Genomic DNA, 20,935 nt, shown 5'->3' on the forward strand with positions numbered 1-20,935 from the left:
CCAGAAAAAAAGTGATGAGCAGAATAGATTTACCTATTCTGCAACATCACCTTTTCATTTCTTACTAATAGTTTCTTGTAGGTCTTATCGGTTAGGATAGCCCCTAGGGGAGCTGTGTAGAGGATAGCTATTACTGATATAGCTAGGATAAGCTTGCCACTTCCTATCCCATAGCTTAGGGCGACAGGGCCTATGGCTGCTTGGACTGTTGCCTTTGCTAGATAGGCAAAACCAGAGAAAATCTTCTCCTTCTTGTTGAGATTAGAAGGAAGAAGGGCGAAGTAGACTCCAAACATCCTAATAATTAAGCCCCCTGTAATTAGGATAAGGGCAGGGAAAATTTCCTTTCCTATTATAGAAAGGTCGACTGTAATACCGACCAAGACAAATAGGAGAATCTCGAAAAGCTCCCACAAGGATCCATAGACTTCAAGCATACACTCAGTTACTTGCTCGTTTAATTTTTTGATAGTCATAGCCATGGCTATGATAGCTACAAGGCCTGAGAAGGCAAAGAGGTTTTTGGCGTAAGTTTCAAGTCCTAGGATTAGAAAGGATCCCCCCATAAGGACTATGGCTTGGTAGATTTTGTTTAGCTTTATTTTTGAGTAGAAGATATCTAGCAAGTATCCCATAAGGATGCCAAAAAGAATTCCTGTTATTATTGAAATAGGAATGTTTAGGAAGCTTCCAATAGAAAATTCTCCACCTAGCTTTAAATTAATAAAGACTGTGAAAAATACTATGGTGTAGACATCATCTATTGATGAGCCAGCAAGGATTATCTCTGCTATCTTTTTTTCTTCTCCATAGCCTTCTTTTATGAGTTTTAACATTCTAGGAACTACAATAGCAGGAGAAACTGCTCCAAGAACAGCCCCTAAGATTGCACTGTCAAGGTAGGGGAGATTAAAAATTTTATTTGCCAAAAATGTAATAGCTACAATCTCAAAGCTCGCCGGAAGAAAGGTCATTAGGACGGCTGATATCCCAACTTCTCTAAGCCTTTCAAATGAAAGAGAAAGACCTGCCCTAGTAAGAATTACTACTAAGGCAATCTGCCTTAAATCTTTGGAAAGATTACTTATATCTCCTCTCACAAGTCCCAAGAGATTTGGGCTTATAAGAATTCCTGCCAAAAGCATACCTAGGAGGGGAGCGATTTTAATTTTAGAAAAAATCTTTCCACCCATTAGGCCTGTAAGCATAATAATTGCAAGGTTTACTAACATATTAACTCCTTAATAAAAAAAAGCTGCCAACCCCTGTATTCACAGAAGTCATCAGCTTATAGCGGTTTGTTTAGGGAAGAACTTCATTTCCCATTTTTATTCTACTACTTTTCCCTTACTATTCAACTAGGGCTGCCTTTTTTGCTAGCTTATCTGCCCAGTCATTGTACTTATCGTTTGAGTGGCCCTTAACTTTTACAAAGGAAATTTTAAGGCTTTTTCTTGCTTCTCTTACAAAGTTTTTGTAAGAGATGGTTAGCTCGTTATTGGCCTTCCACTCGTCATTAGCCCAAGAGGAAATCCCCTGGTAGTCGTGGAAGATTACGATTTTTTCTCTCTTTTCTCCCAGAGCCATTCTTATAGCAAGCTCACTTGCCTTAACTTCTCCTGCAACATTTCTGTGCTTATAAAAGTCATCCCTATAAGTTTCGTATAGCTCATTTTCACCGTCCTTAGTGATATAGACTACTCCTGCCCCATAAATCTTTTCTTTTAGGTTGTAGGAACCATCCACATAGGCGATTATTGTATGCTCATCTACTTTTATTTCTTCTTGTCTATCTTCCATGAAGGCTATGGCATCTTCCTTTTTCTTGAAAGATTTATAGCTAGCATTAGAAAATCCCTTTACTTCTTTAAGGCAAGAATCCCAGGATGTATAAATCCCAGGATTCCTTCCTCTTTTTACTGCGTAATATTTCATAAGCTTTCTTTGTTAGCCCAATAGGTCACAGAACCTGGGCCTACAGTAAATACTCCATTTCCATTTTCATCAATGAGGACTTCGTCATTCTTACCAGAAAGATCGACATAGACTGCTCCTGCCTCATCTTCACCGACAAACATTTGCTTTTCTGCCATATCCTTTATAGATATAAGAACTGCCAGAGGCTTGTGATCAGAATCTCCCCTTCTTACCCAACCAATTACTGATGGGTCATCAAAGTAGTTGTCCTCTTCGCCATAGTTATATTTTTTCCTAACTTTAATCATATTATTGAGAAGCTCATACATAGGCTCTGTCTTTACTTCACCTATAAGCCCATAATAATCTCCTGCAAAGATACAAGGATAGCCGTCTTTCCTAAATAAAATCATGGCATAGGCAATTTCTTTAAACCATTCTTCAACCCAAGAGTCAAGTGATTGGCCAGGTTGACTATCGTGATTGTCTACAAATGTTACTGCACTAGCTGGGAAATCTGCCACTACTGTATCATCGAAAATCTTTCTCATATCGTAATTGCCCATAGACTTGCTTGCCTCTTGCATGTGAAAATGCAAGGGTACATCAAACAAGTCTATATTATAGTCGGTAAGCTTTAAGTATCGGGCTATTTCATCCTTGTTATATTGCCAAAATTCCCCAAAAAGATAGAATTTATCCTCGCCCTTTTCTTCTATGATATGCTTGGATAGGTCTCTGATAAAGTTTGATGATATGTGCTTTAGGGCATCGTATCTAAAACCATCTACCTTAGTCTGGTCGATAAACCAATCGGCCCACTTGAAGATTTCTTCTCTTACTTCTGGGTGTTCATGGTCAATATCACAATTCATAAGATAATCGAAATTGCCCTTTTCGCTAGAAACATCCTCATCCCAATATTTCCCATCTCCAAGTATTCTAAAAATAGCAGATGTATCACTTTTTACGTCATAATCGACTCCAGTAAAATGATAATAGTGCCAGGTCATATCGGAATACTTTTTATTTCTTCCCTTAAAGTCAAAGCCTGTCCAAGCTTCTATATCCATTTGTCCTGATACATCTTTTTCTCTGTTGTTTTGATCGACCATGACAGCCTTAAATTCTTCTGTGAAATCAGCACTGCCCTTGTGGTTAAGGACGACATCAGCATAGCACTTAACGCCTGCATCTTTTAGGGCCTTGATGGCTTCGATTAGTTCATCCTTAGTCCCATATTTGGTTCTAACACTTCCTTTTTGGTCAAATTCTCCCAAATCCCAAAGGTCGTAGATTCCATAGCCTACATCCATATCGCTTCCCCCCTTAGTCATTGGTGGAAGCCACAATCCATCTATGCCATTTTCCTTCAAGGTCTTAGCGTCCCTTTTTAGTTTCTTATAAAAGTCTCCCGACCCATCTGTGTCCCACTCAAAGGACTGCATCATTACTTCATTTGCCATACTATTGCTCACAAATTTCTATAGATTTACTAGCGCCAATCCTATCTGCTCCAGCTTCTATCATTTCTAGAGCATCTTTCTTGTTGTGGATTCCTCCAGAAGCCTTGACCCTTAGTCTATCTCCTACGGTTTTTTTCATAAGTCTTACATGACATGCCTTAGCTCCTCCAGTAGAAAATCCTGTTGAAGTCTTAACAAAATCCGCCCCAGCCTTTTCGCTAAGCTCGCAAGCCTTTACTATTTCATCGTCTGTCAAAAGGCAAGTTTCAATAATTACCTTTAAGATTTTTTCTCCTATGGCATCTTTTACAGCTTTTATATCCCTAAGAACATAATCATAGTCCTTATCCTTGAGTCGTCCGACTGCTATAACCATATCAATCTCGCTTGCTCCATCTCCCACTGCACACTTTGCCTCATAGGCCTTGGCTGCTGAAGACATAGCTCCTAGGGGAAAGCCCACTACTGATGTAATCCTTACATCCTTGTTGTAGCTTCTTATGTCCTTTACAAAGCTTGAATTTACACAAACGCTGTAAAAATCATGAGCTATAGCTTCATCTACTAGCTTCTTTATATCACCTATTTGTGCATCAGCCTTTAAAATAGTGTGATCTATATACGAATTTAATTTTCTCATTATATCTCCTTATACTCAACTTCAACTAGGCTTAGGTCGTCCTCTTGCTTACCCCAGGTAAACTTCTTAATATCCTTGTATGTTTTTTCTAGGTCATGCTCCCTATTATAAACATCTCTTAGCCTTTCTAGTCCATATTCCTTCCTAGCTTCATTTTTAGCCTCTATTGCTCCATCAGAAAATAGGAGAAGCCTATCTCCATCTTCTATCTTGACCATCTTTTCATCGTAATTATCCGGCTCGATAATATTAGAAATCATCCTGCCACTTACCAAAAGAAAACTCACTTCCTCCTTACTTTTCGAATATAAAAGGGGTGGACAATTGTGGCCTGCATTAGAAAAAGTTAGTTTATTTTCTGAAAAATCAAAAACCCCCAGCCAAGCTGTAAAATATTGACTAGACTCCATGCCGAGTTTGGCAAACTTATCCCTAAGTTTGAATAATATCTCTGAAGGTGAAAAAGTCGGATGCTTATCTAAGATAGCATTCATAGTAAGTTTTATAAACATAGTCATTATAGAAGCCTTTACTCCATGTCCCATGATATCGGCAATATATATACCATATTTATTATCATCTATCTTTATAATATCAAAGAAATCTCCAGAAAGTTCATCGCTTGGCAGATACTTACTTCTAAGACGAAGATTTGCATAGCTATTATCTTTAGGCAGGATATTGGACTGAATTTTCTTTACAAATCTCACATCATCAAGCATATTCCTGTTATTATTAAATAGCTCGATTTTCATAAGACTTTCTCTGGTTATATCCCTATAGACTTCGATAATACCCAAAAACTCATCCCCATTATAGATTGGTGAGGTTTTAATAGAAAAGTATCTGTCATCAATTAGCTTTTCTTCAATCATGGTAGTATTGCTCAAGGTGCTATTTCTTTGAAGCATAAGAAATGATGCATTCTCATTAATATAATTTTTCAGTTCAAGAGACTTATCGCTTGCATTTTTGAAGACATCATTAATAAAGACCGTTTTTCCCTTAGGATCGACAATCCTAACCCGATCATCCATAGAATTTAATATAAAAAAATTTTTATCTTCAGTAAAATTATTTCTCTTAACCATCTCTTCCTACCTTAAGCTTCTTATAATCACTATATCTTTTAATATATATTTATCAATAAATTAAAAATAGCCAGCTAATATTTAGTTTAGCTTTCTCTAAAAAATATAGCTTAAATCATAAATAAAATCTTAATCCCAAACATTGATAATAGAAGATTGGCTAATGAAATTAAGGCAAAATTACAAGTAAAAATTTAGCCTAAACAATTCCTATAAACTATTTTATATAAGCAATAACACTTCTTAAATTATCAACTTCTCTATCAGCGGTAAAATATTTATCGAAACTAGAATCATGAATTATAAGATAGTCCATAGCTGACTTTTGGGCTGCTTTATAGCCATTGTAGGAGTCTTCAAGGATAAGGCATTCTTCATAACTAAACTCAAAGGCATCTTTAGCCTTAACAAAGATTTCAGGATCAGGTTTACTTTTTTCTACATTTTCTCCTGATATGATAAAGTCAAAATAATCATAGATATTTTCTTTTTTTAGTAGTAAATCAATTTTATTTCTATCATTAGAAGAAGCTAGGGCACATTTAATCTTTTCTGCTCTTAAAAACTCTAACAAGTCATCTAGTCCCTCTTTTTTGATAGAGCCTCTATAAGATTTAAGGCTTTCTATTCTATCGGCTTCCAAGTCTTTCCTTAAACTTTTAACCTTATCAAGAGAGCCTAGAAGATTAACTAATTCATCTCTAATACCAGCTTCGTTCTTGCCAGTGAATTTCTTTCTTAGTTCTTCATTGAAGGTATAGGCGTATTTATCTTGAAATTTAAACCATGTTTCATAATAAATTTTTTCAGTATCGAACATGAGCCCATCCATGTCAAATATTATCAGTTTGTATTTCATATTTTCTCCTCATATATATTTTACCCAAAGTATTTTTGGACAAAAAAAAGCACCTTCAATCTCTCAAAGATGCTAGAAGTTATATTATACTTTTAAGTATATTTTATACTAATTCAAGAATAGCACGTTCAGATCCGTCGCCTCTTCTTGGTCCTAATTTTAGTACTCTTGTGTATCCACCATTTCTGTCTTCATAGTTTGGTGCAATTTCTGCGAATAATTTTTGAACAGTTGATGGTTTATAAATATATGCTGCAGCTTCTCTTCTTGTGTGAAGTGTGTTTTTCTTGCCTAATGTAATCATTTTGTCAGCCATTTTTTGTGCTTCTTTTGCTCTAGTTACAGTAGTTTCGATTCTGCCGTTGTCTAGTAATGATTGCACAAGGTTTCTAAGCATAGCATTTCTGTGGTCAGTTCTTCTGCCAAGTTTTCTCTTATCGGCCATACTTACCTCCTATTCATCTTTTAAGCTTAGACCTAACTCGTCAAGCTTTTCTATTACTTCTGTCAATGATTTTTTACCGAAGTTCTTGATTGCTTTAAGCTCAGATTCTGTTACTTCGATGATATCACTTACCCTATTAAAACCAGCTCTTTTTAAACAGTTAAATGATCTAAGGCTTAGGTCCATCTCTTCTATGGTCATAGCCAAATCTTCATTTAAGTTTTCTTCCTCATCATTTACTTCTTCTTCAACTTCTTCGACTTCTGGTGGGAATTGTTGGTTAGGCAATTCTGTGAAGAAGGAGAAGTTGTCGATTAAGATTGATGATCCTTCTGCTAGGGCTTCTTGAGGAGTGATTGTTCCATTTGTCCAAACTTCCATTATGAGTTTGTCATAGTCAGTAGACTCACCTACTCTTGTATTTTCAACAGTGAAGTTTACTTTTTTTACAGGAGTGAATGATGAGTCAATAGCAATTGCTCCTATTGGATCGCTTTCTTTTTTATTTTCTTCAGAAATTCTATATCCCTTACCGTCAGTTACATCCATGGCGATAAATAGCCTAGATTTCTCATTGACAGTTGCTATATAGTGATCAGGATTTGCAATTTCTACTGAACTATCTTCTTTAATATCTTTTGCTGTTACAATCTTTGGTCCTTCTATGTCTAAGAATAATGTTACATCTTCATCAGTGTGTTTTGTAACGTCTAGACCTTTAATATTTAGAACTATTTCAGGAACATCTTCAACTACCCCATCTATGGTGGAGAATTCGTGAAGAACTCCTTCTATAAGTATTTTTGAGACGCTAGAACCAGGTAAGGATGATAAAAGCACCCTTCTCATACTGTTTCCAATGGTTGTACCATATCCTCGCTCAAGTGGATACAAGGCGAATTTTCCGTAGTGTTCTTCTTCGTTTATATCCAATATTTGTATATTTGTATCTAATTTTTCGATCATGGTAACTCCTTAGTTCTAACTTAAATTCTACCTATTTAGAGTAGAACTCAACGATCATACGTTCTTCAACTGGAATGTCGATGTCTTCTCTTGTAGGGAATCTGTCTACAATTACTTTTAAGTTTTCTATGTCGCTATTTAGCCATTCAACTACACCAAATGTAGCATTTGTTTCTTTGATGGCTTTAAATAATGAGTTTGATCTAGATTTTTCACGAACTTCGATTACATCACCTTCAGAAACCTTGTATGATGGAATATCAACTTGTACTCCATTTACAGTTAGATGTCCGTGAGTTACTATTTGACGAGCTTCTCTTCTTGTTCTAGCAAGACCTGATCTAAATGCAACATTGTCTAGTCTTCTTTCACAAAGAATTATAAGTTCCTCACCTGTTTGTCCCTTCATTTTTGAAGCGGCTTCATAGTATCCTCTAAATTGTTTTTCGCTTACTCCATAGATGAATTTAGCTTTTTGTTTTTCTCTTTGTTGCATTCCGTATTCGGAAAGTTTACTTCTTCTATTTGGAAGAGCTCTCTTGCTTTCTCCTGTGTATCCTAGATATGCTGGAGAAATACCTAAAGCTCTAGCTCTTTTATATACTGGATCTTTTGATACTGCCATAATCGCGCCTTTCTACACTCTTCTTCTCTTTGGAGGTCTACATCCATTGTGTGGAATTGGAGTTACGTCTTTAATCATTGTAACTTCAAGACCTGCAGCTTGTAGACTTCTGATTGCTGATTCTCTTCCTGAACCAGGACCTTTTACATAAACTTCTACAGTTTTTAGTCCTTGGTCGATAGCTTTCTTAGCTGCAACATCTGCTGCTTCACTAGCTGCAAATGGTGTAGATTTTCTGCTACCTCTAAATCCTAATTGACCAGCAGATGCCCAAGATAGTGCATTACCTTGCATATCTGTAAGGGTCACCATTGTATTGTTAAATGTTGAGTTAATGTGAGCTTGGCCACGTTCAACATTTTTCTTGACTCTTCTTCTTCTTGAAGTAGTTTTCTTTGTTTTAGCCATTTCTTATTAACCCCTTCTACCTTTTCTGGTTCTCGCATTGTTCTTTGTGTTTTGTCCTCTTACAGGAAGATTATTTTTATGTCTTAATCCTCTATAGCTACCTATTTCTTTAAGAGCTCTAATGTTCATTGAGATATCTCTTCTTAGATCTCCTTCGATGTGGTAGTTGTTTAATTGTTCACGGATTTTACCTAATTCTTCTTCTGTAAGGTCTTTCATCTTTGTATCAGGATTGATTCCTGCATTTTTTAAAATTTCATTAGAAGTTGAACGGCCTATACCATATATATAAGTTAGTCCAATTTCTGCTCTTTTTTCTCTAGGTAAATCTATACCAGCTATTCTTGGCATTGAACCCTCCTAACCTTGTCTTTGCTTATGTTTTGGATTTTCGCAAATTACCATAACTTTACCGTTTCTTTTGATAATTTTGCATTTATCACACATTTTTTTAACTGATGCTCTAACTTTCATTTTGACTCCTCATCTTATGATTATTCCTAATGAATGGGTAGTACTTGAATTTTATTTGAGTGAAAAATTGGATTTTCCCAAGATGATGTCCTCTCGAAAGGCAATATGTCTTTCTCGATTAGTTTTTCGGACTCGCTCCTGTCGTCTCTAAATGATAATCTTTCGATTTTACACCCAAGATGATGTCCTCTCGAAAGGCTTTATGCCTTTCTCGCTTAGTTTTTCGGACTCGCTTCGCTCGTCTCTAAATGAAAATCTTGCGATTTTACACCCAAGATGATGGGACTACTTCTTTCTCCAAGTTATTCTACCTTGACTTAGATCATATGGAGATAATTCTACAGTTACTTTATCTCCTTCTAGTATTCTTATGCTGTTCATACGAAGTTTGCCTGATATGTGGGCTTGTATTTGATGACCATTTTCAAGCTCGACTCTAAATATTGCGTTTGGCAATGCTTCAACAACAACTCCTGTAACTTCTATAGCATCTTTTTTTGACATCGATAGAACCTCCTTTTCTTTGTCCTCATGTCTATTGAATGCCTCTTCCAATTGTCTTATATCAATAAGACATCTAACAAATATAATCTCTAAAAGATTCTATCGCACTTTTCTTTCTTATCAGCATAAATTAGAATTATTCTCCTAATTTATCCAGAAATTCTTCAAAAACTTCGTCTGGAGAATTTGTGCCATCAATACTAAATAATATACCTTTTTCGTTGAAGTAATCAATTAGTACGGATGTGTGTGCATTGTAAACATCGATTCTGTTTTTTACAGTTTTCTCGTTGTCGTCATCTCTTTGGATGAGCTCTTGTCCACACTTATCACAAATATCTTCTTTTTTTGGAGGATTGTTGTGTATGTGGTAGGTTGCTCCACAATTGGTGCACACTCTTCTGCCAGCGATCCTTTCTATAAGAATTTCTTCTGCTACGTCAAAGTATACGACATGATCTATTTTTTGATTTCTTTCAATCATTCCTTGATCAAGAGCTTTTGCTTGATCAAGATTTCTTGGAAATCCATCAAAAAGAATGATCCTTCCTTCTTTACTTTCGTCTTTATGCTTATCGAAGGCATCCCATACCAAATCAATTGTCAATTCATCTGGTACAAGATCGCCTCTGTCCATGTAGGACTTAGCTTTTAGACCTAGTTCAGTCTTGTTAGAGATATTATATCTAAATATATCTCCAGTTGCTATCTGAACTGCTCCCTTTTTTTCTATGATCTTATTTGCTAATGTACCCTTTCCAGCTCCTGGAGGGCCTAATAAAATAATATTCATTTCTTACCTGTTTAAAAAGCCTTTGTATTGTTTCATTGTCATCATTGCTTCGATTTGTTTAATGGTTTCGATTATTACACCAACTACGATGATTACGGATGAACCACCAAAGGAAATTTGTAATCCTAAAACTCTTGATGAAATAGCTGGAATTATTGTTAGTAAGGCTAGTGCTATTGAACCTATGAAAGTTATCTTTGTTGATACACTTGCTAGGAAATCACTAGTTGGTTTACCAGGTCTTATTCCAGGAACGAAACCACCATTTTGTTGTAATTGCTTTGCATATTCTACAGTATTGAATTGAATTTGATTGTAGAAATAAGCAAATACTAGGATTAGTATAGTTTGTATTAGTAAATACACTCCGAATCCAACAGTTGTGCCTTGGAAAAAGTGCGATATTGAGCTTTTACCATTACCACCAAAGAATAGTGATACTGTTGATGGTATAGCTAGAACTGCTGATGCGAAGATGATTGGCATTACACCTCCCATGTTTACCTTTACAGGAATGTGGGTTGATTGGCCACCATACATCTTACGTCCAACAACTCTTTTGGCGTATTGGATTGGTACTTTTCTTTCACCTTCAGATATCAAAACTACTGCAAGCACTATAAATACAATAATTACTGCCATTATTACTATAGATGCTACGCTAGTTGTATCATAGTGAAGACCTTGTTTCCACCTAGCAATTGTTCTTGGGAAGGATGCTATAATACCCATGAAGATTATAAGACTTGTACCATTTCCAAGTCCTTTTTCTGTTATGGTTTCACCCATCCATGTTACAAACATAGTACCACCAATTAGGACTATATTCATTACTATCTTTTGGAAACCTGTAGCAGATGATAGGGCTGCACCGTATAGACCATTTGTTATGGCTATAGCTTGGAAGATTGCAAGACCTATTGTTACATATCTGGTATATTTTTGGATTGTTTTTCTACCTTGCTCACCTTCTCTTGATAACTCTTCAAGTCTTGGTATTACAACAGATAAAAGTTGCATTACGATTGATGCGGTGATGTAAGGTTGTACTCCTAGGGCAAATATGGAAAGGGTGGATAAGCCACCACCTGTTAGCATATTTAAGTAATCTACGAGTGTTCCTTGAATATTGTTGTATGCATCTGCTAGTGCTTTTGAATCGATAAATGGTATTGGAATATTATTTCCTAGTCTATATACTACAAGCATTAGAAGAGTGAAATAAAATCTTTTTCTTATTTCTTCTTCTTTTGCTGCCTTTTTAATTATATCTAGCATTGCTCACCATGCTTTCTACTAAGCTTTTTTAGATGGTTTAACCCATTTAGTAGTTTCGATTACTTCGATACTACCGCCAGCTTTCTCGATTTTCTCTACAGCTGATTTAGTAAATTTGTGAGCTTTTACTGTTAGCTTTTTGTTAAGTTCTCCATCTCCAAGAATCTTAACTCCTGCTTTAGCTTTGTTTTTGTTTAGGAATTTATTTGCAAATAATAATTCTGGTGTTACTTCTGTACCATCTTCGAAAGCATTTAATGTTTCAATGTTGATTGTTTCATAAATCTTTCTATTGATGTTTTTAAAACCTCTTTTTGGAAGTCTTCTGTATAGAGGCATTTGACCACCCTCGAAGCCTGGTCTTGTACCGCCACCGCTTCTTGAGTTTTGTCCGTCTTGTCCACGACCAGCTCTTGTACCGTTTCCTGAACCAGGACCTCTACCTTTTCTTTTGCCTTTTTTCAACTTCGCATTAGGTTGTAATTCATGTAATTTCATCTTACACCCCTTAGTTTAATTCGTTTACATCAACCATGAATGATACTTTCTTAATCATTCCTCTGATTGCTGCATTGTCATCTTTTGTAACAGTTTGGCCGATTTTTCTTAGGCCAAGTGCTTTACAAGTTGCGATTTGTCCATCTTTTCTACCGATAAAAGATCTTTTTAGTGTGATTTCAAGTTTCGCCATTTTACTCTCCTTAATAATCAAATTCTTCTACCGATTTACCACGAAGTCTTGCAACTTCTTCAACAGTTTTCATGCTTGAGAATGCTTCGATACAAGCGTTGATGATATTTCTTGGGTTTGATGTACCTAAGTTTTTAGCTCTGATATCTTTGTAACCAGCTAATTCACATACCGCACGAACTGGACCACCAGCGATGATTCCTGTACCTTCTTTTGCAGGCATTAGGAGAACTCTACCACTTGCTTTTGATCCATGGATTCTGTGTGGGATTGTTGTTCCAACTATTGGAACATTAATCATGTGTTTTTTAGCATCTTCGCTAGCTTTTCTAATTGCTTCTGGTACTTCTGTAGCTTTTCCTGTTCCGATTCCAACATAACCATTACCATTTCCAACTACTACTAGAGCTGAGAATCTAATGTTACGTCCACCCTTTACAGTTTTAGCAACTCTGTTTATTGCAACTACTCTATCTTCGAGGTTTAGTTTTTCTACTTCGCTTCTTAATAAATAATTCATCTAATACCTCCTCAATTAAAACTTAAGACCAGCTTCTCTTGCTGCTTCTGCTAATGCTTTTACTTTTCCGTGATATAGGTAGCCGTTTCTGTCAAATACTACAGTTTCGATTCCCTTATCCAAGCAAGCTTTAGCTATAGCTTCGCCTACTTTTTTAGCTGCTTCAATATTAGCATTATTCTTTGCTCCTGCAGAAACTGATTCTTGTAGAGTGTTTGCACTAGCTAGTGTTACTCCATTTACGTCATCAATTGCTTGAGCATAGATATTTGTGTTTGATTTATAAACGCTTAGTCTTGGTCTTTGAGGAGTTCCGCTTATCTTAGCTCTTACTCTTTTTTTACGAGTTAAAAGTTTATCTTGTTTAGTTTTTTTAGCCATTACTTATCTCCTACTTACCTGTTTTACCAACTTTACGTCTTACATGCTCACCTTCATATCTGATACCCTTGCCCTTGTATGGTTCAGGTTTTCTCCAGTTTCTGATGTTTGCAGCATGTTGACCTACTAATTGTTTGTTAATTCCCTTAACTACAATTGTTCTATCATTTGGTACTTCAACTTCGATTCCTTCAGGATCTGCCATTGTTACTTGGTGAGAGAAACCTAAGTTCATTACGAGGTTTTTGCCTTGTTTGTTAGCTCTATATCCTGTTCCTTCGATTTGAAGTGTTTTACTATATCCTTCTGACACTCCTACAACCATGTTGTTGATAAGAGATCTATATAAACCGTGATCAACGTTTTGTGCTTTTGTGTAGTTTTCTGGTATTTTAACTAAAAGTTCTTTTTCGTTAAGTTCAAGTTCTACATTCTTAGAAACTTCTAGGCTATCATTTCCCTTTGGTCCCTTTACACTAACTAGTCGATCATTAATTTCAATTGTTACTCCAGAAGGTATTTCAATTGGAAGTTTTCCTATTCTTGACATATATATCTCCTTACCATACGTAACAAATAACTTCTCCGCCTACATTCTTGCTTCGTGCAGCACGGTCAGTTAATAGTCCTTTTGATGTTGAAATGATTGCTGTTCCAAGACCGTCAAGAACCTTTGGAACTTCATTTGCCTTTACGTAAACTCTAAGACCTGGTTTAGAAATTCTTCTAAGACCTGAGATTACTTTTTCACCATTTTCAGTATATTTTAAATCAATTGTAAGAATACCTTGTTTGCCGTCTTCTTCTACGTTAAATCCTGTTATAAAGCCTTCATCAAGCAGAATTTGGGCAATAGCTTTTTTCTCATTAGAAGATGGTAAAGAAACTTGTTTATGGTTTGCTTTGTTACCATTTCTGATTCTTGTTAGCATATCCGCTATTGGATCTGTCATCATAATTATTATTCCCCCTTAATTACCAGCTTGCTTTTCTAACTCCTGGAATTTGTCCATTATTTGCAAGTTCTCTAAAGCAAATACGGCAGATTCCATATTTTCTTAAGTAGCCGTGTGGTCTTCCACAAAGTTTACATCTTGTATATTCTCTTGTGGAGAATTTTTGTTTTCTTTGTTGTTTAGCTCTTAGTGACTTTTTAGCCATTTTTGCTCCTTAATTATTTCCTAAATGGCATTCCCATTAATTCTAAGAATGCTTTTGCTTCTTCATCTGTTTTAGCTGTAGTAACTATACTGATATCCATACCATGTAAGAAATCTACGTTATCATATTTGATTTCAGGGAAAATCAATTGTTCTTTAATTCCAAGTGAATAGTTTCCACGTCCATCAAAGCTGTTTGGATTGATACCTCTAAAGTCCCTAACTCTTGGAAGTGAGATTGAGATAAGCTTGTCTAGGAAATCATACATTTTCTCTCTTCTTAGTGTAACTTTAGTACCAATTGATTGACCTTCTCTTAGTTTAAAGTTAGCTACAGATTTTTTAGCTTTAAGCTCAATTGGTCTTTGACCTGTAATAAGAGCAAGCTCCTCTTTAGCTGCATTTAAAAGGTTTTGGTTATCTTTTGCTTCACCTAGTCCTACGTTTATAACAATTTTTTCAAGTTTTGGTACTTGGTGAACATTTTCATAACCGAATTGTTCTGTAAGTTTACCAACAACTTCGTTTTGATATTTTTCTTTTAATCTACTTGTCATAATATCTCCTTTGAACTAGTTGAATTTTTCTTCTGTTTTAGTAGATACACGAACTTTTTTGCCATCTACGAATTCTACTCTAGTTCTAACACCTTTTTTAAGTTCTTCTGAATATAGAAGCACTTTAGAAGCATCGATTGGACATTCTCTTTCGATTCTTCCACTTTCGCCACCCATTTGGGTTGCTTTTTGGTGTTTGATTCTAATATTTGCACCTTCAACTATTACTTTATTTTCTTTTGGTAGGGCTTTAATAACTTCGCCTACATGTCCTTTATATTCACCTGATATTACTTGGACTTTATCGCCTTTTTTAATGTGCATATAATCCTCCTATAATACTTCCGGTGCAAGTGAGATGATTCTCATGAATCCTTCACTTCTCAATTCTCTAGTTACTGGTCCAAAGATTCTTGTTCCAACTGGGCTCTTGTCATCTTTGATAACTACAGCCGCATTTTCATCAAAGTTGATTGTTGAACCATCAGCTCTTTTTAGGCCTCTTTTTGTTCTAACGATTACAGCTTTAACTACAGAACCTTTTTTTACCGCTGCTCCGGGTGTTGCACTCTTTACTGAACAAACTACAACGTCACCGATATTAGCATATCTTCTTCCAGTTCCTCCAAGAACTTTAATTACTGAAAGTTCTCTTGCTCCGGAGTTATCTGCAACTCTCATACGAGTTTCTTGTTGTATCATAATAATCTCCTATATCTATTAAACAATTTCTGCCGCAAGGCTTACGCGAACTAGTCTCCATCTTTTTGTTTTAGATAGTGGTCTTGTTTCCATTATTACAACTGTATCGCCAACTTTAGCCTCGTTTAGTTCATCATGAGCTTTGTATTTCTTGCTTCTATTCATTCTTTTTTTGTACACTGGGTGTTGGATCTTTTCTTCAACTAAAACTGTTATAGTTTTATCCATTGAATCAGATACTACAACGCCCTTTAGCACGTGTCTTCTATTTCTTTCCATGAAACTTAAGCCTCCTTATTTAAATTAAGCTTTCTTTCTGTTTGGATTGTCTTAACTCTAGCTATATCTTTCTTAACATTTCCTATAGCTGCTGGATTTTCAAGTTGTCCTGTTGCAAGTCTAAAACGAAGATTGAAAAGCTCACTTTGTAAATCATTTAATTGTTTATCTAAATCTTGGTCTGATAAATTTCTGATTTCTGCTACTTTCATCCTTATTCCTCCGTACCTGTAACTTCAAGTCTTTGGATGAATTTTGTCTTGATTGGAAGTTTTTGTTCAGCAAGTCTCATAGCTTCTCTAGCAACTTCTTCACTAACACCACTCATCTCAAATAGTACTCTTCCTGGTTTTACTACAGCAACCCAATATTCTGGAGCACCTTTACCAGAACCCATTCTTACTTCTGCTGGTTTCTTAGAAACTGGCTTGTCTGGAAATACTTTAATCCAAATATTTCCGCCTCTTTTTATATATCTTGTCATCGCACGACGAGCAGCTTCTATTTGATTTGCAGTCATCCAGGTAGCTTCTGTAGCTTGTAGGCCATATTCACCGTAAGCTAGTTCGTTACCCTTTTGAGCAAACCCCTTCATTCTGCCTCTGTGTTGTCTACGATATTTAACTCTTTTAGGCATCAACATAATAATTCTCTCCTAATTCTTTAAATAGCGATATCCTTATTTATTATTTGGACGTCTATTATTTCTTTTTCTTCTGTTATTATTTCTAGGTTGTTTCATTTTTGGTTCTCTTTGAGCCTTTTCTCCTGGAAGAACTTCGCCCTTGTAGATCCAAACTTTACAACCAATTTTACCATATTCTGTGTCAGCTTCTGCAAATCCATAGTCAATGTTTGCTCTTAGGGTTTGAAGTGGAATTGTTCCTTCAGAATATCCTTCGCTTCTTGCCATATCAGCTCCACCAAGTCTACCTGATACCATAGTTTTGATACCCTTAGCACCAGCTCTCATTGTTCTTTGGATAGATTGTTTCATAGCACGTCTAAAAGCTACTCTGTTTTCTAGTTGGCTTGCAATACTTTCAGCAACAAGTTGTGCAGCAAGGTCTTGGTATTTGATTTCTTCAACGTTGATGATGATTCTCTTAGATGGGGCAGCCTTTTCAAGTTTCTTCTTTAACTCTTCAACTCCTGCTCCGCCCTTGCCGATTACCATACCTGGCTTTGCAGCGAATATTGTAATCTTTAGGTTGTTTACTGCTCTTTCTATTTCTATATCTGCAATTCCTGCATCATATACTTCTTTTTTAACTATTTTTCTGATGTTATAATCTTCAACTAATAGCTCTGAGAAATCTTTCTTGTCAGCGAACCATTTTGAATCCCAGTCTCTGATAACACCTACTCTAAATCCTTTAGGGTTTACTTTTTGGCCCATCTTATTCCTCCGTATCTTCTATATCTGCTAGCACTACGCCGATATGACTTGATCTTTTTAGTATTGGATATGCGGCACCTTTAGCCTTTGGATGCCATCTTTTCATTGTTGGAGCATCGTTAGCATATGCTTTTTTAACATAAAGGTTAGCTCTATCAAGTCCGTTATTGTTTTCAGCATTGGCAATGGCACTTTTTAGTACATCTGAAAGAAGTTTAGCACCTTTTTTGTTAGTAAATCTTAAAATGTTAAGTGCTTCATCTACTTGTTTGCCTCTAATTTCTCTAGCTATATAATGAACTTTAAGAGGAGAAATTCTTTGATATTTAGCTATTGCTTTAACTTCCATAGTTTCTCTCCTATCTCATTTTGCTTTTCATTTCAGTAGCCTTTTTAGCGTGGCCTCTGAATGTTCTAGTTGGTACGAACTCACCTAATTTGTGTCCTACCATGTCTTCTGTTATATATATTGGAACGTGTTTTCTACCGTCATGAACTGCGATAGTGTGTTCTACAAATTCAGGGAATATTGTAGAACGTCTTGACCAAGTCCTAATTACTTTTTTCTCATTTTTTTCATTTAATTCGTCAATTTTCTTCATTAAATGATCATCGACAAATGGTCCTTTTTTTATAGATCTTGCCATTATATCCCCCTATTTTTCGTTTCTTCTTCTTACGATGTAAGATTCAGATTGTTTTTTAGTGTTTCTTGTCTTAACACCGATAGCTTTTTTACCCCATGGTGTCATTGGTGCTGGTCTACCAATTGGTGTTCTACCTTCACCACCACCATGTGGATGGTCAACAGGGTTCATTACAGATCCTCTTACGTGAGGTCTTCTACCTAGATATCTGCTCTTACCAGCCTTACCAATTATAATAAGTTCGTGTTCAGCATTTCCTACAACTCCGATTGTAGCCTTGCAGTTTAGGTGGATCATTCTCATTTCACCTGATGGAAGTCTAAGTGTTGCGAAGTTTCCTTCTTTAGCCATAAGTTGAGCTCCAACTCCTGCACTTCTTACAAGTACTGCACCACGACCTGCTCTAAGCTCGATGTTGTGGATTGTTGTACCTACTGGAATATCTTTTAATTCTAGAGCGTTACCTGCTTTGATATCAGCTTCACTTCCTGATTCAATAACATCTCCAACTTTTAGTCCCTTTGGAGCAAGGATATATCTCTTTTCACCATCAGCATAAGCAACTAGGGCAATGTTTGCTGATCTATTTGGATCGTATTCTATAGTTTTAACTCTAGCTGGGATATTGTCTTTATCTCTTTTAAAGTCGATTATTCTGTATCTTCTCTTAACTCCGCCACCACGGAATCTAACTGTTGTCCTACCTGTGTTGTTTCTACCACCCTTTGATTTTAGATCAACTGTAAGACTTTTTTCTGGTCTGTCTGTAGTAATTTCTTCGAATGTTGAAACAGACATATTTCTATGACCGTTTGAAGTTGGTTTTAATTTTCTAATAGCCATTTAAACCCTCCTTATAGTCCATCGAAGTATTCAATATCTGCACTATCTTCTGTTAATGTTACGATAGCTTTTTTCCAGTCAGCTCTTTTACCATATCCGTATCTTGTTCTTACAGATTTTCCAGTAAAGTTCATAGTTCTTACTTTTTTAACTTTAACTCCGTCAAAAATAGCTTCTATTGCAGCTTTGATTTCTGGTTTGTTTGCATTCTTGTCTACTTCAAAAGTGTATTTGTTACTGTCAAGCATTTCCATGCTTTTTTCTGTGATTATTGGTCTTTTGATTATTTCGTAAGGTGATTTCATTAGATAAATACCTCCTCAAGCTTAGCAATCGCATCCTTTGTGATAACTAACTTGTTGTGTCTAACTAAGTCATAAACATTGATTAGGCTTGCAGCTGCGACATCTACTCCTTCGATATTTCTAAATGATCTATATACTAGTGTGTCATTTTCAGCTGTAACTACATATGCTTTCTTACCAGCATTTACTGCTTCAAGAACTTTAACAGCTTCTTTTGTTTTAGCGTTTTCTAAGCTTAGGCTATCAAGAACTACTAATTCATTGTCGTTAAGCTTTGATGTAAGAACTGAATATAATGCTTTTCTTCTTAGTTTCTTTGGAACTTTGTAACTATAATCTCTTGGCTTTGGTGCAAATACAACTCCACCGCCTGTGTAGTGAGGAGCTCTGATTGAACCTTGACGGGCACGTCCTGTTCCCTTTTGTCTAAATGGTTTACGTCCACCACCACGAACTTCTGAACGAGTTTTCGCAGATTGTGTACCTTGTCTTTTATTTGCTAGTTGGTTTTTAACTACTTCATAAACGGCATGTTCGCTTATTTCTGTATTAAATAGAGTTTCGTTTAGCTCTAAAGAACCAACATTTTCTCCCTTAATGTTTAAAATATCTACTTTAGGCATTTATTCCTCCTTAATTAGGCTTTTATAGCTTGTTTAATTTGAACAAGTCCGCCCTTAGGTCCTGGAACTCCACCTTTAACTAAGATGTAGTTATCTTCAACACTTACTTTAACAATTTCAATGTTTTGGATAGTAACTCTTTCATTACCCATCTTTCCTGAACCTTTTCTACCTTTGAAAACTCTTGCTGGGTCAGAACCTGCAGCTCTTGCACCTGCAACTCTGTGTGATTTTGAACCGTGGCTTGCTGGACCTCTTCCGTAGTTCCATCTCTTGATAGCACCTTGAGTTCCCTTACCTTTGCTTGTAGCAACTACATCTACGATATCTCCAGCTTCAAATTGTTCAACTGTGATAATATCGCCAAGATTTAATTCTGGAGTTTCATCTCCGAAATTAACTTCTCTTAGGTATCTCTTTGTGCTTGCGTTAGCCTTTTTAAAGTGTTCTCTTACTGGTTTTGTTACATTCTTTTCTTTTTTGTCCATGTAACCAACTTGGATAGCGTTGTAACCATCAGTTTCTACTGTTTTAACTTGTACAACTACATTTTCGTCAGCTTTTAGGACAGTAACAGGAGTAATAACTCCATCTTCGTCGATGACTTGAGTCATGCCTACTTTTGTTGTAAATATACTCTTCACTGAGTACCTCCTTAATTACAGCGGATTGATGATCTGTCAAATCCTATTGACTAGATTATCTTCAATCATCCTAATTACAGTTATAGCTTAATTTCGATGTCGACACCTGCAGGTAGGTTTAGTTTTTTAAGTGAATCTAATGTCTTTGCATTAGGACCTATGATGTCGATTAATCTTTTGTGTGTTCTTTGTTCAAACTGTTCTCTTGAGTCTTTGTATTTGTGAACCGCTCTCAAGATAGTAATTTTTTCTATCTCAGTTGGTAATGGAATTGGTCCACTTACTTCAGCTCCGGATCTTTTAACCGCTTCTACGATTTTTTCTGCTGAGCTATCGATTACTTCGTGATCGTATGCTCTTAGTCTAATTCTTATCTTTTGATTAGCCATTTTTCCTCTCTCTTTCTTTACGCCCACCCGGGCGTTTGATAATAATTTGGAAATCGCTTAGGATTATTCCTAAACTTGCTAGGTGAAAGTTTCCTTATTTCCTTGGCCTAAGAAACAAGCAACATCTCACTTCACAGCACTTATATATGATACATCAAAAAGCTTAATAAATCAAGTGTTTTATCAGCATTTTTTGCATGATTTGAAACTCTTATTAGCTTAAATATATCACTAGCCTTAACTAGCTGTTTTTTAATATACTAGCTAATTTATCAATTGCAAATTTTTTCTTATTTATTTTTCAAATTGTAAATTATTTTTTCTTTTTT

36 protein-coding genes and 1 riboswitch are annotated in these 20,935 nt (G+C 35.9%); all 36 genes read right to left on the minus strand.

What is annotated here, in order from left to right:
• Positions 1 to 29: 29 nt before the first annotated feature.
• Entirely contained in the window at positions 30 to 1,232 is a 1,203-nt protein-coding gene (locus tag P6936_RS07040; protein ID WP_276881237.1) for a cation:proton antiporter, read from the minus strand.
• Between the two features lie 35 nt (positions 1,233 to 1,267).
• Positions 1,268 to 1,332, minus strand: a riboswitch (Fluoride riboswitch).
• 18 nt (positions 1,333 to 1,350) lie between these two features.
• A complete protein-coding gene (locus P6936_RS07045) occupies positions 1,351 to 1,935 on the minus strand; it encodes a viroplasmin family protein (protein WP_060928835.1) in 585 nt (194 codons plus the stop codon).
• Positions 1,932 to 3,383: an alpha-amylase gene (locus P6936_RS07050; protein WP_276881238.1), complete on the minus strand. Its 1,452-nt coding sequence runs from the start codon at positions 3,381 to 3,383 to the stop codon at positions 1,932 to 1,934. The genes P6936_RS07045 and P6936_RS07050 overlap by 4 nt, the downstream gene beginning before the upstream one ends.
• 1 nt (position 3,384) lies before the next feature.
• Positions 3,385 to 4,023, minus strand: a complete 639-nt coding sequence (gene deoC, locus P6936_RS07055) for a deoxyribose-phosphate aldolase (RefSeq protein WP_004836741.1) — start codon at positions 4,021 to 4,023, stop codon at positions 3,385 to 3,387.
• Positions 4,023 to 5,114, minus strand: coding sequence for a PP2C family protein-serine/threonine phosphatase (locus tag P6936_RS07060; protein ID WP_060928838.1), 1,092 nt, complete (start codon positions 5,112 to 5,114; stop codon positions 4,023 to 4,025). Before P6936_RS07060 ends, deoC begins: the two co-directional genes overlap by 1 nt.
• Positions 5,115 to 5,331: 217 nt before the next feature.
• Positions 5,332 to 5,973: an HAD family hydrolase gene (locus P6936_RS07065; protein WP_276881239.1), complete on the minus strand. Its 642-nt coding sequence runs from the start codon at positions 5,971 to 5,973 to the stop codon at positions 5,332 to 5,334.
• Positions 5,974 to 6,076: 103 nt separating this feature from the next.
• Positions 6,077 to 6,418, minus strand: a complete 342-nt coding sequence (gene rplQ / locus P6936_RS07070; protein WP_004836737.1) for a 50S ribosomal protein L17 — start codon at positions 6,416 to 6,418, stop codon at positions 6,077 to 6,079.
• A gap of 9 nt (positions 6,419 to 6,427) precedes the next feature.
• A complete protein-coding gene (locus tag P6936_RS07075) occupies positions 6,428 to 7,384 on the minus strand; it encodes a DNA-directed RNA polymerase subunit alpha (protein WP_004836736.1) in 957 nt (318 codons plus the stop codon).
• Between the two features lie 31 nt (positions 7,385 to 7,415).
• Positions 7,416 to 8,009 carry a 30S ribosomal protein S4 gene (rpsD, locus tag P6936_RS07080; protein WP_004836735.1) on the minus strand — a complete coding sequence of 198 codons (594 nt, stop codon included), beginning with the start codon at positions 8,007 to 8,009 and terminating at the stop codon, positions 7,416 to 7,418.
• A gap of 12 nt (positions 8,010 to 8,021) precedes the next feature.
• A complete protein-coding gene (gene rpsK / locus P6936_RS07085) occupies positions 8,022 to 8,417 on the minus strand; it encodes a 30S ribosomal protein S11 (protein WP_004836734.1) in 396 nt (131 codons plus the stop codon).
• Positions 8,418 to 8,423: 6 nt separating this feature from the next.
• Entirely contained in the window at positions 8,424 to 8,768 is a 345-nt protein-coding gene (gene rpsM, locus P6936_RS07090) for a 30S ribosomal protein S13 (RefSeq protein WP_004836733.1), read from the minus strand.
• 9 nt (positions 8,769 to 8,777) lie between these two features.
• Positions 8,778 to 8,891, minus strand: coding sequence for a 50S ribosomal protein L36 (gene rpmJ, locus P6936_RS07095; RefSeq protein ID WP_004818043.1), 114 nt, complete (start codon positions 8,889 to 8,891; stop codon positions 8,778 to 8,780).
• A 285-nt stretch (positions 8,892 to 9,176) separates the two neighbouring features.
• A complete protein-coding gene (gene infA / locus P6936_RS07100; protein WP_040349405.1) occupies positions 9,177 to 9,395 on the minus strand; it encodes a translation initiation factor IF-1 in 219 nt (72 codons plus the stop codon).
• A gap of 136 nt (positions 9,396 to 9,531) precedes the next feature.
• On the minus strand, positions 9,532 to 10,188 hold the full coding sequence (locus tag P6936_RS07105) for an adenylate kinase (RefSeq protein WP_060928839.1): 657 nt from the start codon (positions 10,186 to 10,188) through the stop codon (positions 9,532 to 9,534).
• A gap of 3 nt (positions 10,189 to 10,191) precedes the next feature.
• Positions 10,192 to 11,466, minus strand: a complete 1,275-nt coding sequence (secY, locus tag P6936_RS07110; protein ID WP_004836730.1) for a preprotein translocase subunit SecY — start codon at positions 11,464 to 11,466, stop codon at positions 10,192 to 10,194.
• A gap of 18 nt (positions 11,467 to 11,484) precedes the next feature.
• Complete coding sequence (gene rplO / locus P6936_RS07115) at positions 11,485 to 11,964, minus strand: 50S ribosomal protein L15 (protein ID WP_004836729.1); 480 nt, start codon at positions 11,962 to 11,964, stop codon at positions 11,485 to 11,487.
• Between the two features lie 10 nt (positions 11,965 to 11,974).
• Positions 11,975 to 12,157, minus strand: a complete 183-nt coding sequence (gene rpmD / locus P6936_RS07120) for a 50S ribosomal protein L30 (protein WP_040349404.1) — start codon at positions 12,155 to 12,157, stop codon at positions 11,975 to 11,977.
• Positions 12,158 to 12,167: 10 nt separating this feature from the next.
• On the minus strand, positions 12,168 to 12,677 hold the full coding sequence (gene rpsE, locus P6936_RS07125; protein ID WP_004836727.1) for a 30S ribosomal protein S5: 510 nt from the start codon (positions 12,675 to 12,677) through the stop codon (positions 12,168 to 12,170).
• A 15-nt stretch (positions 12,678 to 12,692) separates the two neighbouring features.
• The gene (rplR, locus tag P6936_RS07130; RefSeq protein ID WP_004836726.1) at positions 12,693 to 13,058 is read right to left on the minus strand and encodes a 50S ribosomal protein L18; all 366 of its coding nucleotides are present in this window, start codon (positions 13,056 to 13,058) and stop codon (positions 12,693 to 12,695) included.
• Positions 13,059 to 13,068: 10 nt separating this feature from the next.
• On the minus strand, positions 13,069 to 13,608 hold the full coding sequence (gene rplF, locus P6936_RS07135; protein ID WP_004836725.1) for a 50S ribosomal protein L6: 540 nt from the start codon (positions 13,606 to 13,608) through the stop codon (positions 13,069 to 13,071).
• Positions 13,609 to 13,618: 10 nt separating this feature from the next.
• Positions 13,619 to 14,014: a 30S ribosomal protein S8 gene (gene rpsH, locus P6936_RS07140; RefSeq protein WP_004836724.1), complete on the minus strand. Its 396-nt coding sequence runs from the start codon at positions 14,012 to 14,014 to the stop codon at positions 13,619 to 13,621.
• Between the two features lie 19 nt (positions 14,015 to 14,033).
• Positions 14,034 to 14,219, minus strand: coding sequence for a type Z 30S ribosomal protein S14 (locus tag P6936_RS07145; protein ID WP_004836723.1), 186 nt, complete (start codon positions 14,217 to 14,219; stop codon positions 14,034 to 14,036).
• A 13-nt stretch (positions 14,220 to 14,232) separates the two neighbouring features.
• Positions 14,233 to 14,775, minus strand: coding sequence for a 50S ribosomal protein L5 (gene rplE / locus P6936_RS07150; protein ID WP_004836722.1), 543 nt, complete (start codon positions 14,773 to 14,775; stop codon positions 14,233 to 14,235).
• 15 nt (positions 14,776 to 14,790) lie between these two features.
• A complete protein-coding gene (rplX, locus tag P6936_RS07155) occupies positions 14,791 to 15,099 on the minus strand; it encodes a 50S ribosomal protein L24 (protein WP_004836721.1) in 309 nt (102 codons plus the stop codon).
• A gap of 9 nt (positions 15,100 to 15,108) precedes the next feature.
• Positions 15,109 to 15,477: a 50S ribosomal protein L14 gene (rplN, locus tag P6936_RS07160; protein WP_004836720.1), complete on the minus strand. Its 369-nt coding sequence runs from the start codon at positions 15,475 to 15,477 to the stop codon at positions 15,109 to 15,111.
• Between the two features lie 18 nt (positions 15,478 to 15,495).
• Positions 15,496 to 15,756 carry a 30S ribosomal protein S17 gene (gene rpsQ, locus P6936_RS07165; RefSeq protein WP_004836719.1) on the minus strand — a complete coding sequence of 87 codons (261 nt, stop codon included), beginning with the start codon at positions 15,754 to 15,756 and terminating at the stop codon, positions 15,496 to 15,498.
• Between the two features lie 5 nt (positions 15,757 to 15,761).
• Entirely contained in the window at positions 15,762 to 15,968 is a 207-nt protein-coding gene (gene rpmC, locus P6936_RS07170; protein ID WP_004836718.1) for a 50S ribosomal protein L29, read from the minus strand.
• A gap of 2 nt (positions 15,969 to 15,970) precedes the next feature.
• Positions 15,971 to 16,399 (minus strand): 50S ribosomal protein L16, encoded by a 429-nt coding sequence (gene rplP, locus P6936_RS07175; protein WP_276881241.1) that lies wholly within the window; start codon positions 16,397 to 16,399, stop codon positions 15,971 to 15,973.
• A gap of 36 nt (positions 16,400 to 16,435) precedes the next feature.
• Positions 16,436 to 17,155, minus strand: a complete 720-nt coding sequence (gene rpsC, locus P6936_RS07180; protein ID WP_004836716.1) for a 30S ribosomal protein S3 — start codon at positions 17,153 to 17,155, stop codon at positions 16,436 to 16,438.
• Between the two features lies 1 nt (position 17,156).
• A complete protein-coding gene (gene rplV, locus P6936_RS07185; protein WP_004836715.1) occupies positions 17,157 to 17,504 on the minus strand; it encodes a 50S ribosomal protein L22 in 348 nt (115 codons plus the stop codon).
• A gap of 10 nt (positions 17,505 to 17,514) precedes the next feature.
• Entirely contained in the window at positions 17,515 to 17,802 is a 288-nt protein-coding gene (gene rpsS / locus P6936_RS07190; RefSeq protein WP_004836714.1) for a 30S ribosomal protein S19, read from the minus strand.
• A gap of 9 nt (positions 17,803 to 17,811) precedes the next feature.
• Positions 17,812 to 18,645, minus strand: a complete 834-nt coding sequence (rplB, locus tag P6936_RS07195) for a 50S ribosomal protein L2 (protein ID WP_276881242.1) — start codon at positions 18,643 to 18,645, stop codon at positions 17,812 to 17,814.
• 11 nt (positions 18,646 to 18,656) lie between these two features.
• Complete coding sequence (gene rplW / locus P6936_RS07200) at positions 18,657 to 18,950, minus strand: 50S ribosomal protein L23 (RefSeq protein ID WP_004836712.1); 294 nt, start codon at positions 18,948 to 18,950, stop codon at positions 18,657 to 18,659.
• Positions 18,950 to 19,573, minus strand: coding sequence for a 50S ribosomal protein L4 (gene rplD / locus P6936_RS07205; RefSeq protein ID WP_004836711.1), 624 nt, complete (start codon positions 19,571 to 19,573; stop codon positions 18,950 to 18,952). Before rplD ends, rplW begins: the two co-directional genes overlap by 1 nt.
• Before the next feature lie 14 nt (positions 19,574 to 19,587).
• On the minus strand, positions 19,588 to 20,217 hold the full coding sequence (rplC, locus tag P6936_RS07210; RefSeq protein ID WP_004836710.1) for a 50S ribosomal protein L3: 630 nt from the start codon (positions 20,215 to 20,217) through the stop codon (positions 19,588 to 19,590).
• An 80-nt stretch (positions 20,218 to 20,297) separates the two neighbouring features.
• Positions 20,298 to 20,606, minus strand: coding sequence for a 30S ribosomal protein S10 (gene rpsJ, locus P6936_RS07215; RefSeq protein WP_040349401.1), 309 nt, complete (start codon positions 20,604 to 20,606; stop codon positions 20,298 to 20,300).
• Positions 20,607 to 20,935 lie beyond the last annotated feature (329 nt).

The sequence above is a fragment of the Anaerococcus tetradius genome, from assembly GCF_947087635.1.
Taxonomy (GTDB): domain Bacteria; phylum Bacillota; class Clostridia; order Tissierellales; family Peptoniphilaceae; genus Anaerococcus; species Anaerococcus tetradius.

Bases quoted from the DNA above. Each gene is read 5' to 3' on its own strand.
- rpmC (WP_004836718.1), bottom strand. From the start codon at position 15,968: ATGAAAGTAGCAGAAATCAGAAATTTATCAGACCAAGATTTAGATAAA.
- P6936_RS07040 (WP_276881237.1), bottom strand. From the start codon at position 1,232: ATGTTAGTAAACCTTGCAATTATTATGCTTACAGGCCTAATGGGTGGA.
- P6936_RS07145 (WP_004836723.1), bottom strand. From the start codon at position 14,219: ATGGCTAAAAAGTCACTAAGAGCTAAACAACAAAGAAAACAAAAATTC.
- P6936_RS07045 (WP_060928835.1), bottom strand. From the start codon at position 1,935: ATGAAATATTACGCAGTAAAAAGAGGAAGGAATCCTGGGATTTATACA.
- rpsJ (WP_040349401.1), bottom strand. From the start codon at position 20,606: ATGGCTAATCAAAAGATAAGAATTAGACTAAGAGCATACGATCACGAA.
- P6936_RS07065 (WP_276881239.1), bottom strand. From the start codon at position 5,973: ATGAAATACAAACTGATAATATTTGACATGGATGGGCTCATGTTCGAT.
- rpsQ (WP_004836719.1), bottom strand. From the start codon at position 15,756: ATGGAAAGAAATAGAAGACACGTGCTAAAGGGCGTTGTAGTATCTGAT.
- rpsC (WP_004836716.1), bottom strand. From the start codon at position 17,155: ATGGGCCAAAAAGTAAACCCTAAAGGATTTAGAGTAGGTGTTATCAGA.
- rpsE (WP_004836727.1), bottom strand. From the start codon at position 12,677: ATGAATTATTTATTAAGAAGCGAAGTAGAAAAACTAAACCTCGAAGAT.
- rplD (WP_004836711.1), bottom strand. From the start codon at position 19,573: ATGCCTAAAGTAGATATTTTAAACATTAAGGGAGAAAATGTTGGTTCT.
- rplQ (WP_004836737.1), bottom strand. From the start codon at position 6,418: ATGGCCGATAAGAGAAAACTTGGCAGAAGAACTGACCACAGAAATGCT.
- P6936_RS07105 (WP_060928839.1), bottom strand. From the start codon at position 10,188: ATGAATATTATTTTATTAGGCCCTCCAGGAGCTGGAAAGGGTACATTA.
- secY (WP_004836730.1), bottom strand. From the start codon at position 11,466: ATGCTAGATATAATTAAAAAGGCAGCAAAAGAAGAAGAAATAAGAAAA.
- P6936_RS07060 (WP_060928838.1), bottom strand. From the start codon at position 5,114: ATGGTTAAGAGAAATAATTTTACTGAAGATAAAAATTTTTTTATATTA.
- rplR (WP_004836726.1), bottom strand. From the start codon at position 13,058: ATGGCTAAAAAAACTAAACAAGATAAACTTTTAACTCGTAAAAAAAGA.
- rplV (WP_004836715.1), bottom strand. From the start codon at position 17,504: ATGGAAGTTAAAGCAATAGCTAAATATCAAAGAATTTCTCCTCTTAAA.
- rplO (WP_004836729.1), bottom strand. From the start codon at position 11,964: ATGAAATTACATGAATTACAACCTAATGCGAAGTTGAAAAAAGGCAAA.
- rpsK (WP_004836734.1), bottom strand. From the start codon at position 8,417: ATGGCTAAAACAAAGAAAACTACTTCAAGAAGAAGAAGAGTCAAGAAA.
- rpsM (WP_004836733.1), bottom strand. From the start codon at position 8,768: ATGCCAAGAATAGCTGGTATAGATTTACCTAGAGAAAAAAGAGCAGAA.
- rpmJ (WP_004818043.1), bottom strand. From the start codon at position 8,891: ATGAAAGTTAGAGCATCAGTTAAAAAAATGTGTGATAAATGCAAAATT.
- rplP (WP_276881241.1), bottom strand. From the start codon at position 16,399: ATGTTGATGCCTAAAAGAGTTAAATATCGTAGACAACACAGAGGCAGA.
- deoC (WP_004836741.1), bottom strand. From the start codon at position 4,023: ATGAGAAAATTAAATTCGTATATAGATCACACTATTTTAAAGGCTGAT.
- rplE (WP_004836722.1), bottom strand. From the start codon at position 14,775: ATGACAAGTAGATTAAAAGAAAAATATCAAAACGAAGTTGTTGGTAAA.
- rplW (WP_004836712.1), bottom strand. From the start codon at position 18,950: ATGAAATCACCTTACGAAATAATCAAAAGACCAATAATCACAGAAAAA.
- rplF (WP_004836725.1), bottom strand. From the start codon at position 13,608: ATGTCAAGAATAGGAAAACTTCCAATTGAAATACCTTCTGGAGTAACA.
- P6936_RS07050 (WP_276881238.1), bottom strand. From the start codon at position 3,383: ATGGCAAATGAAGTAATGATGCAGTCCTTTGAGTGGGACACAGATGGG.
- rpsS (WP_004836714.1), bottom strand. From the start codon at position 17,802: ATGGCAAGATCTATAAAAAAAGGACCATTTGTCGATGATCATTTAATG.
- rplB (WP_276881242.1), bottom strand. From the start codon at position 18,645: ATGGCTATTAGAAAATTAAAACCAACTTCAAACGGTCATAGAAATATG.
- rpmD (WP_040349404.1), bottom strand. From the start codon at position 12,157: ATGGCGAAACTTGAAATCACACTAAAAAGATCTTTTATCGGTAGAAAA.
- rplN (WP_004836720.1), bottom strand. From the start codon at position 15,477: ATGATACAACAAGAAACTCGTATGAGAGTTGCAGATAACTCCGGAGCA.
- rpsH (WP_004836724.1), bottom strand. From the start codon at position 14,014: ATGATGACAGATCCAATAGCGGATATGCTAACAAGAATCAGAAATGGT.
- rpsD (WP_004836735.1), bottom strand. From the start codon at position 8,009: ATGGCAGTATCAAAAGATCCAGTATATAAAAGAGCTAGAGCTTTAGGT.
- infA (WP_040349405.1), bottom strand. From the start codon at position 9,395: ATGTCAAAAAAAGATGCTATAGAAGTTACAGGAGTTGTTGTTGAAGCA.
- rplX (WP_004836721.1), bottom strand. From the start codon at position 15,099: ATGCACATTAAAAAAGGCGATAAAGTCCAAGTAATATCAGGTGAATAT.
- P6936_RS07075 (WP_004836736.1), bottom strand. From the start codon at position 7,384: ATGATCGAAAAATTAGATACAAATATACAAATATTGGATATAAACGAA.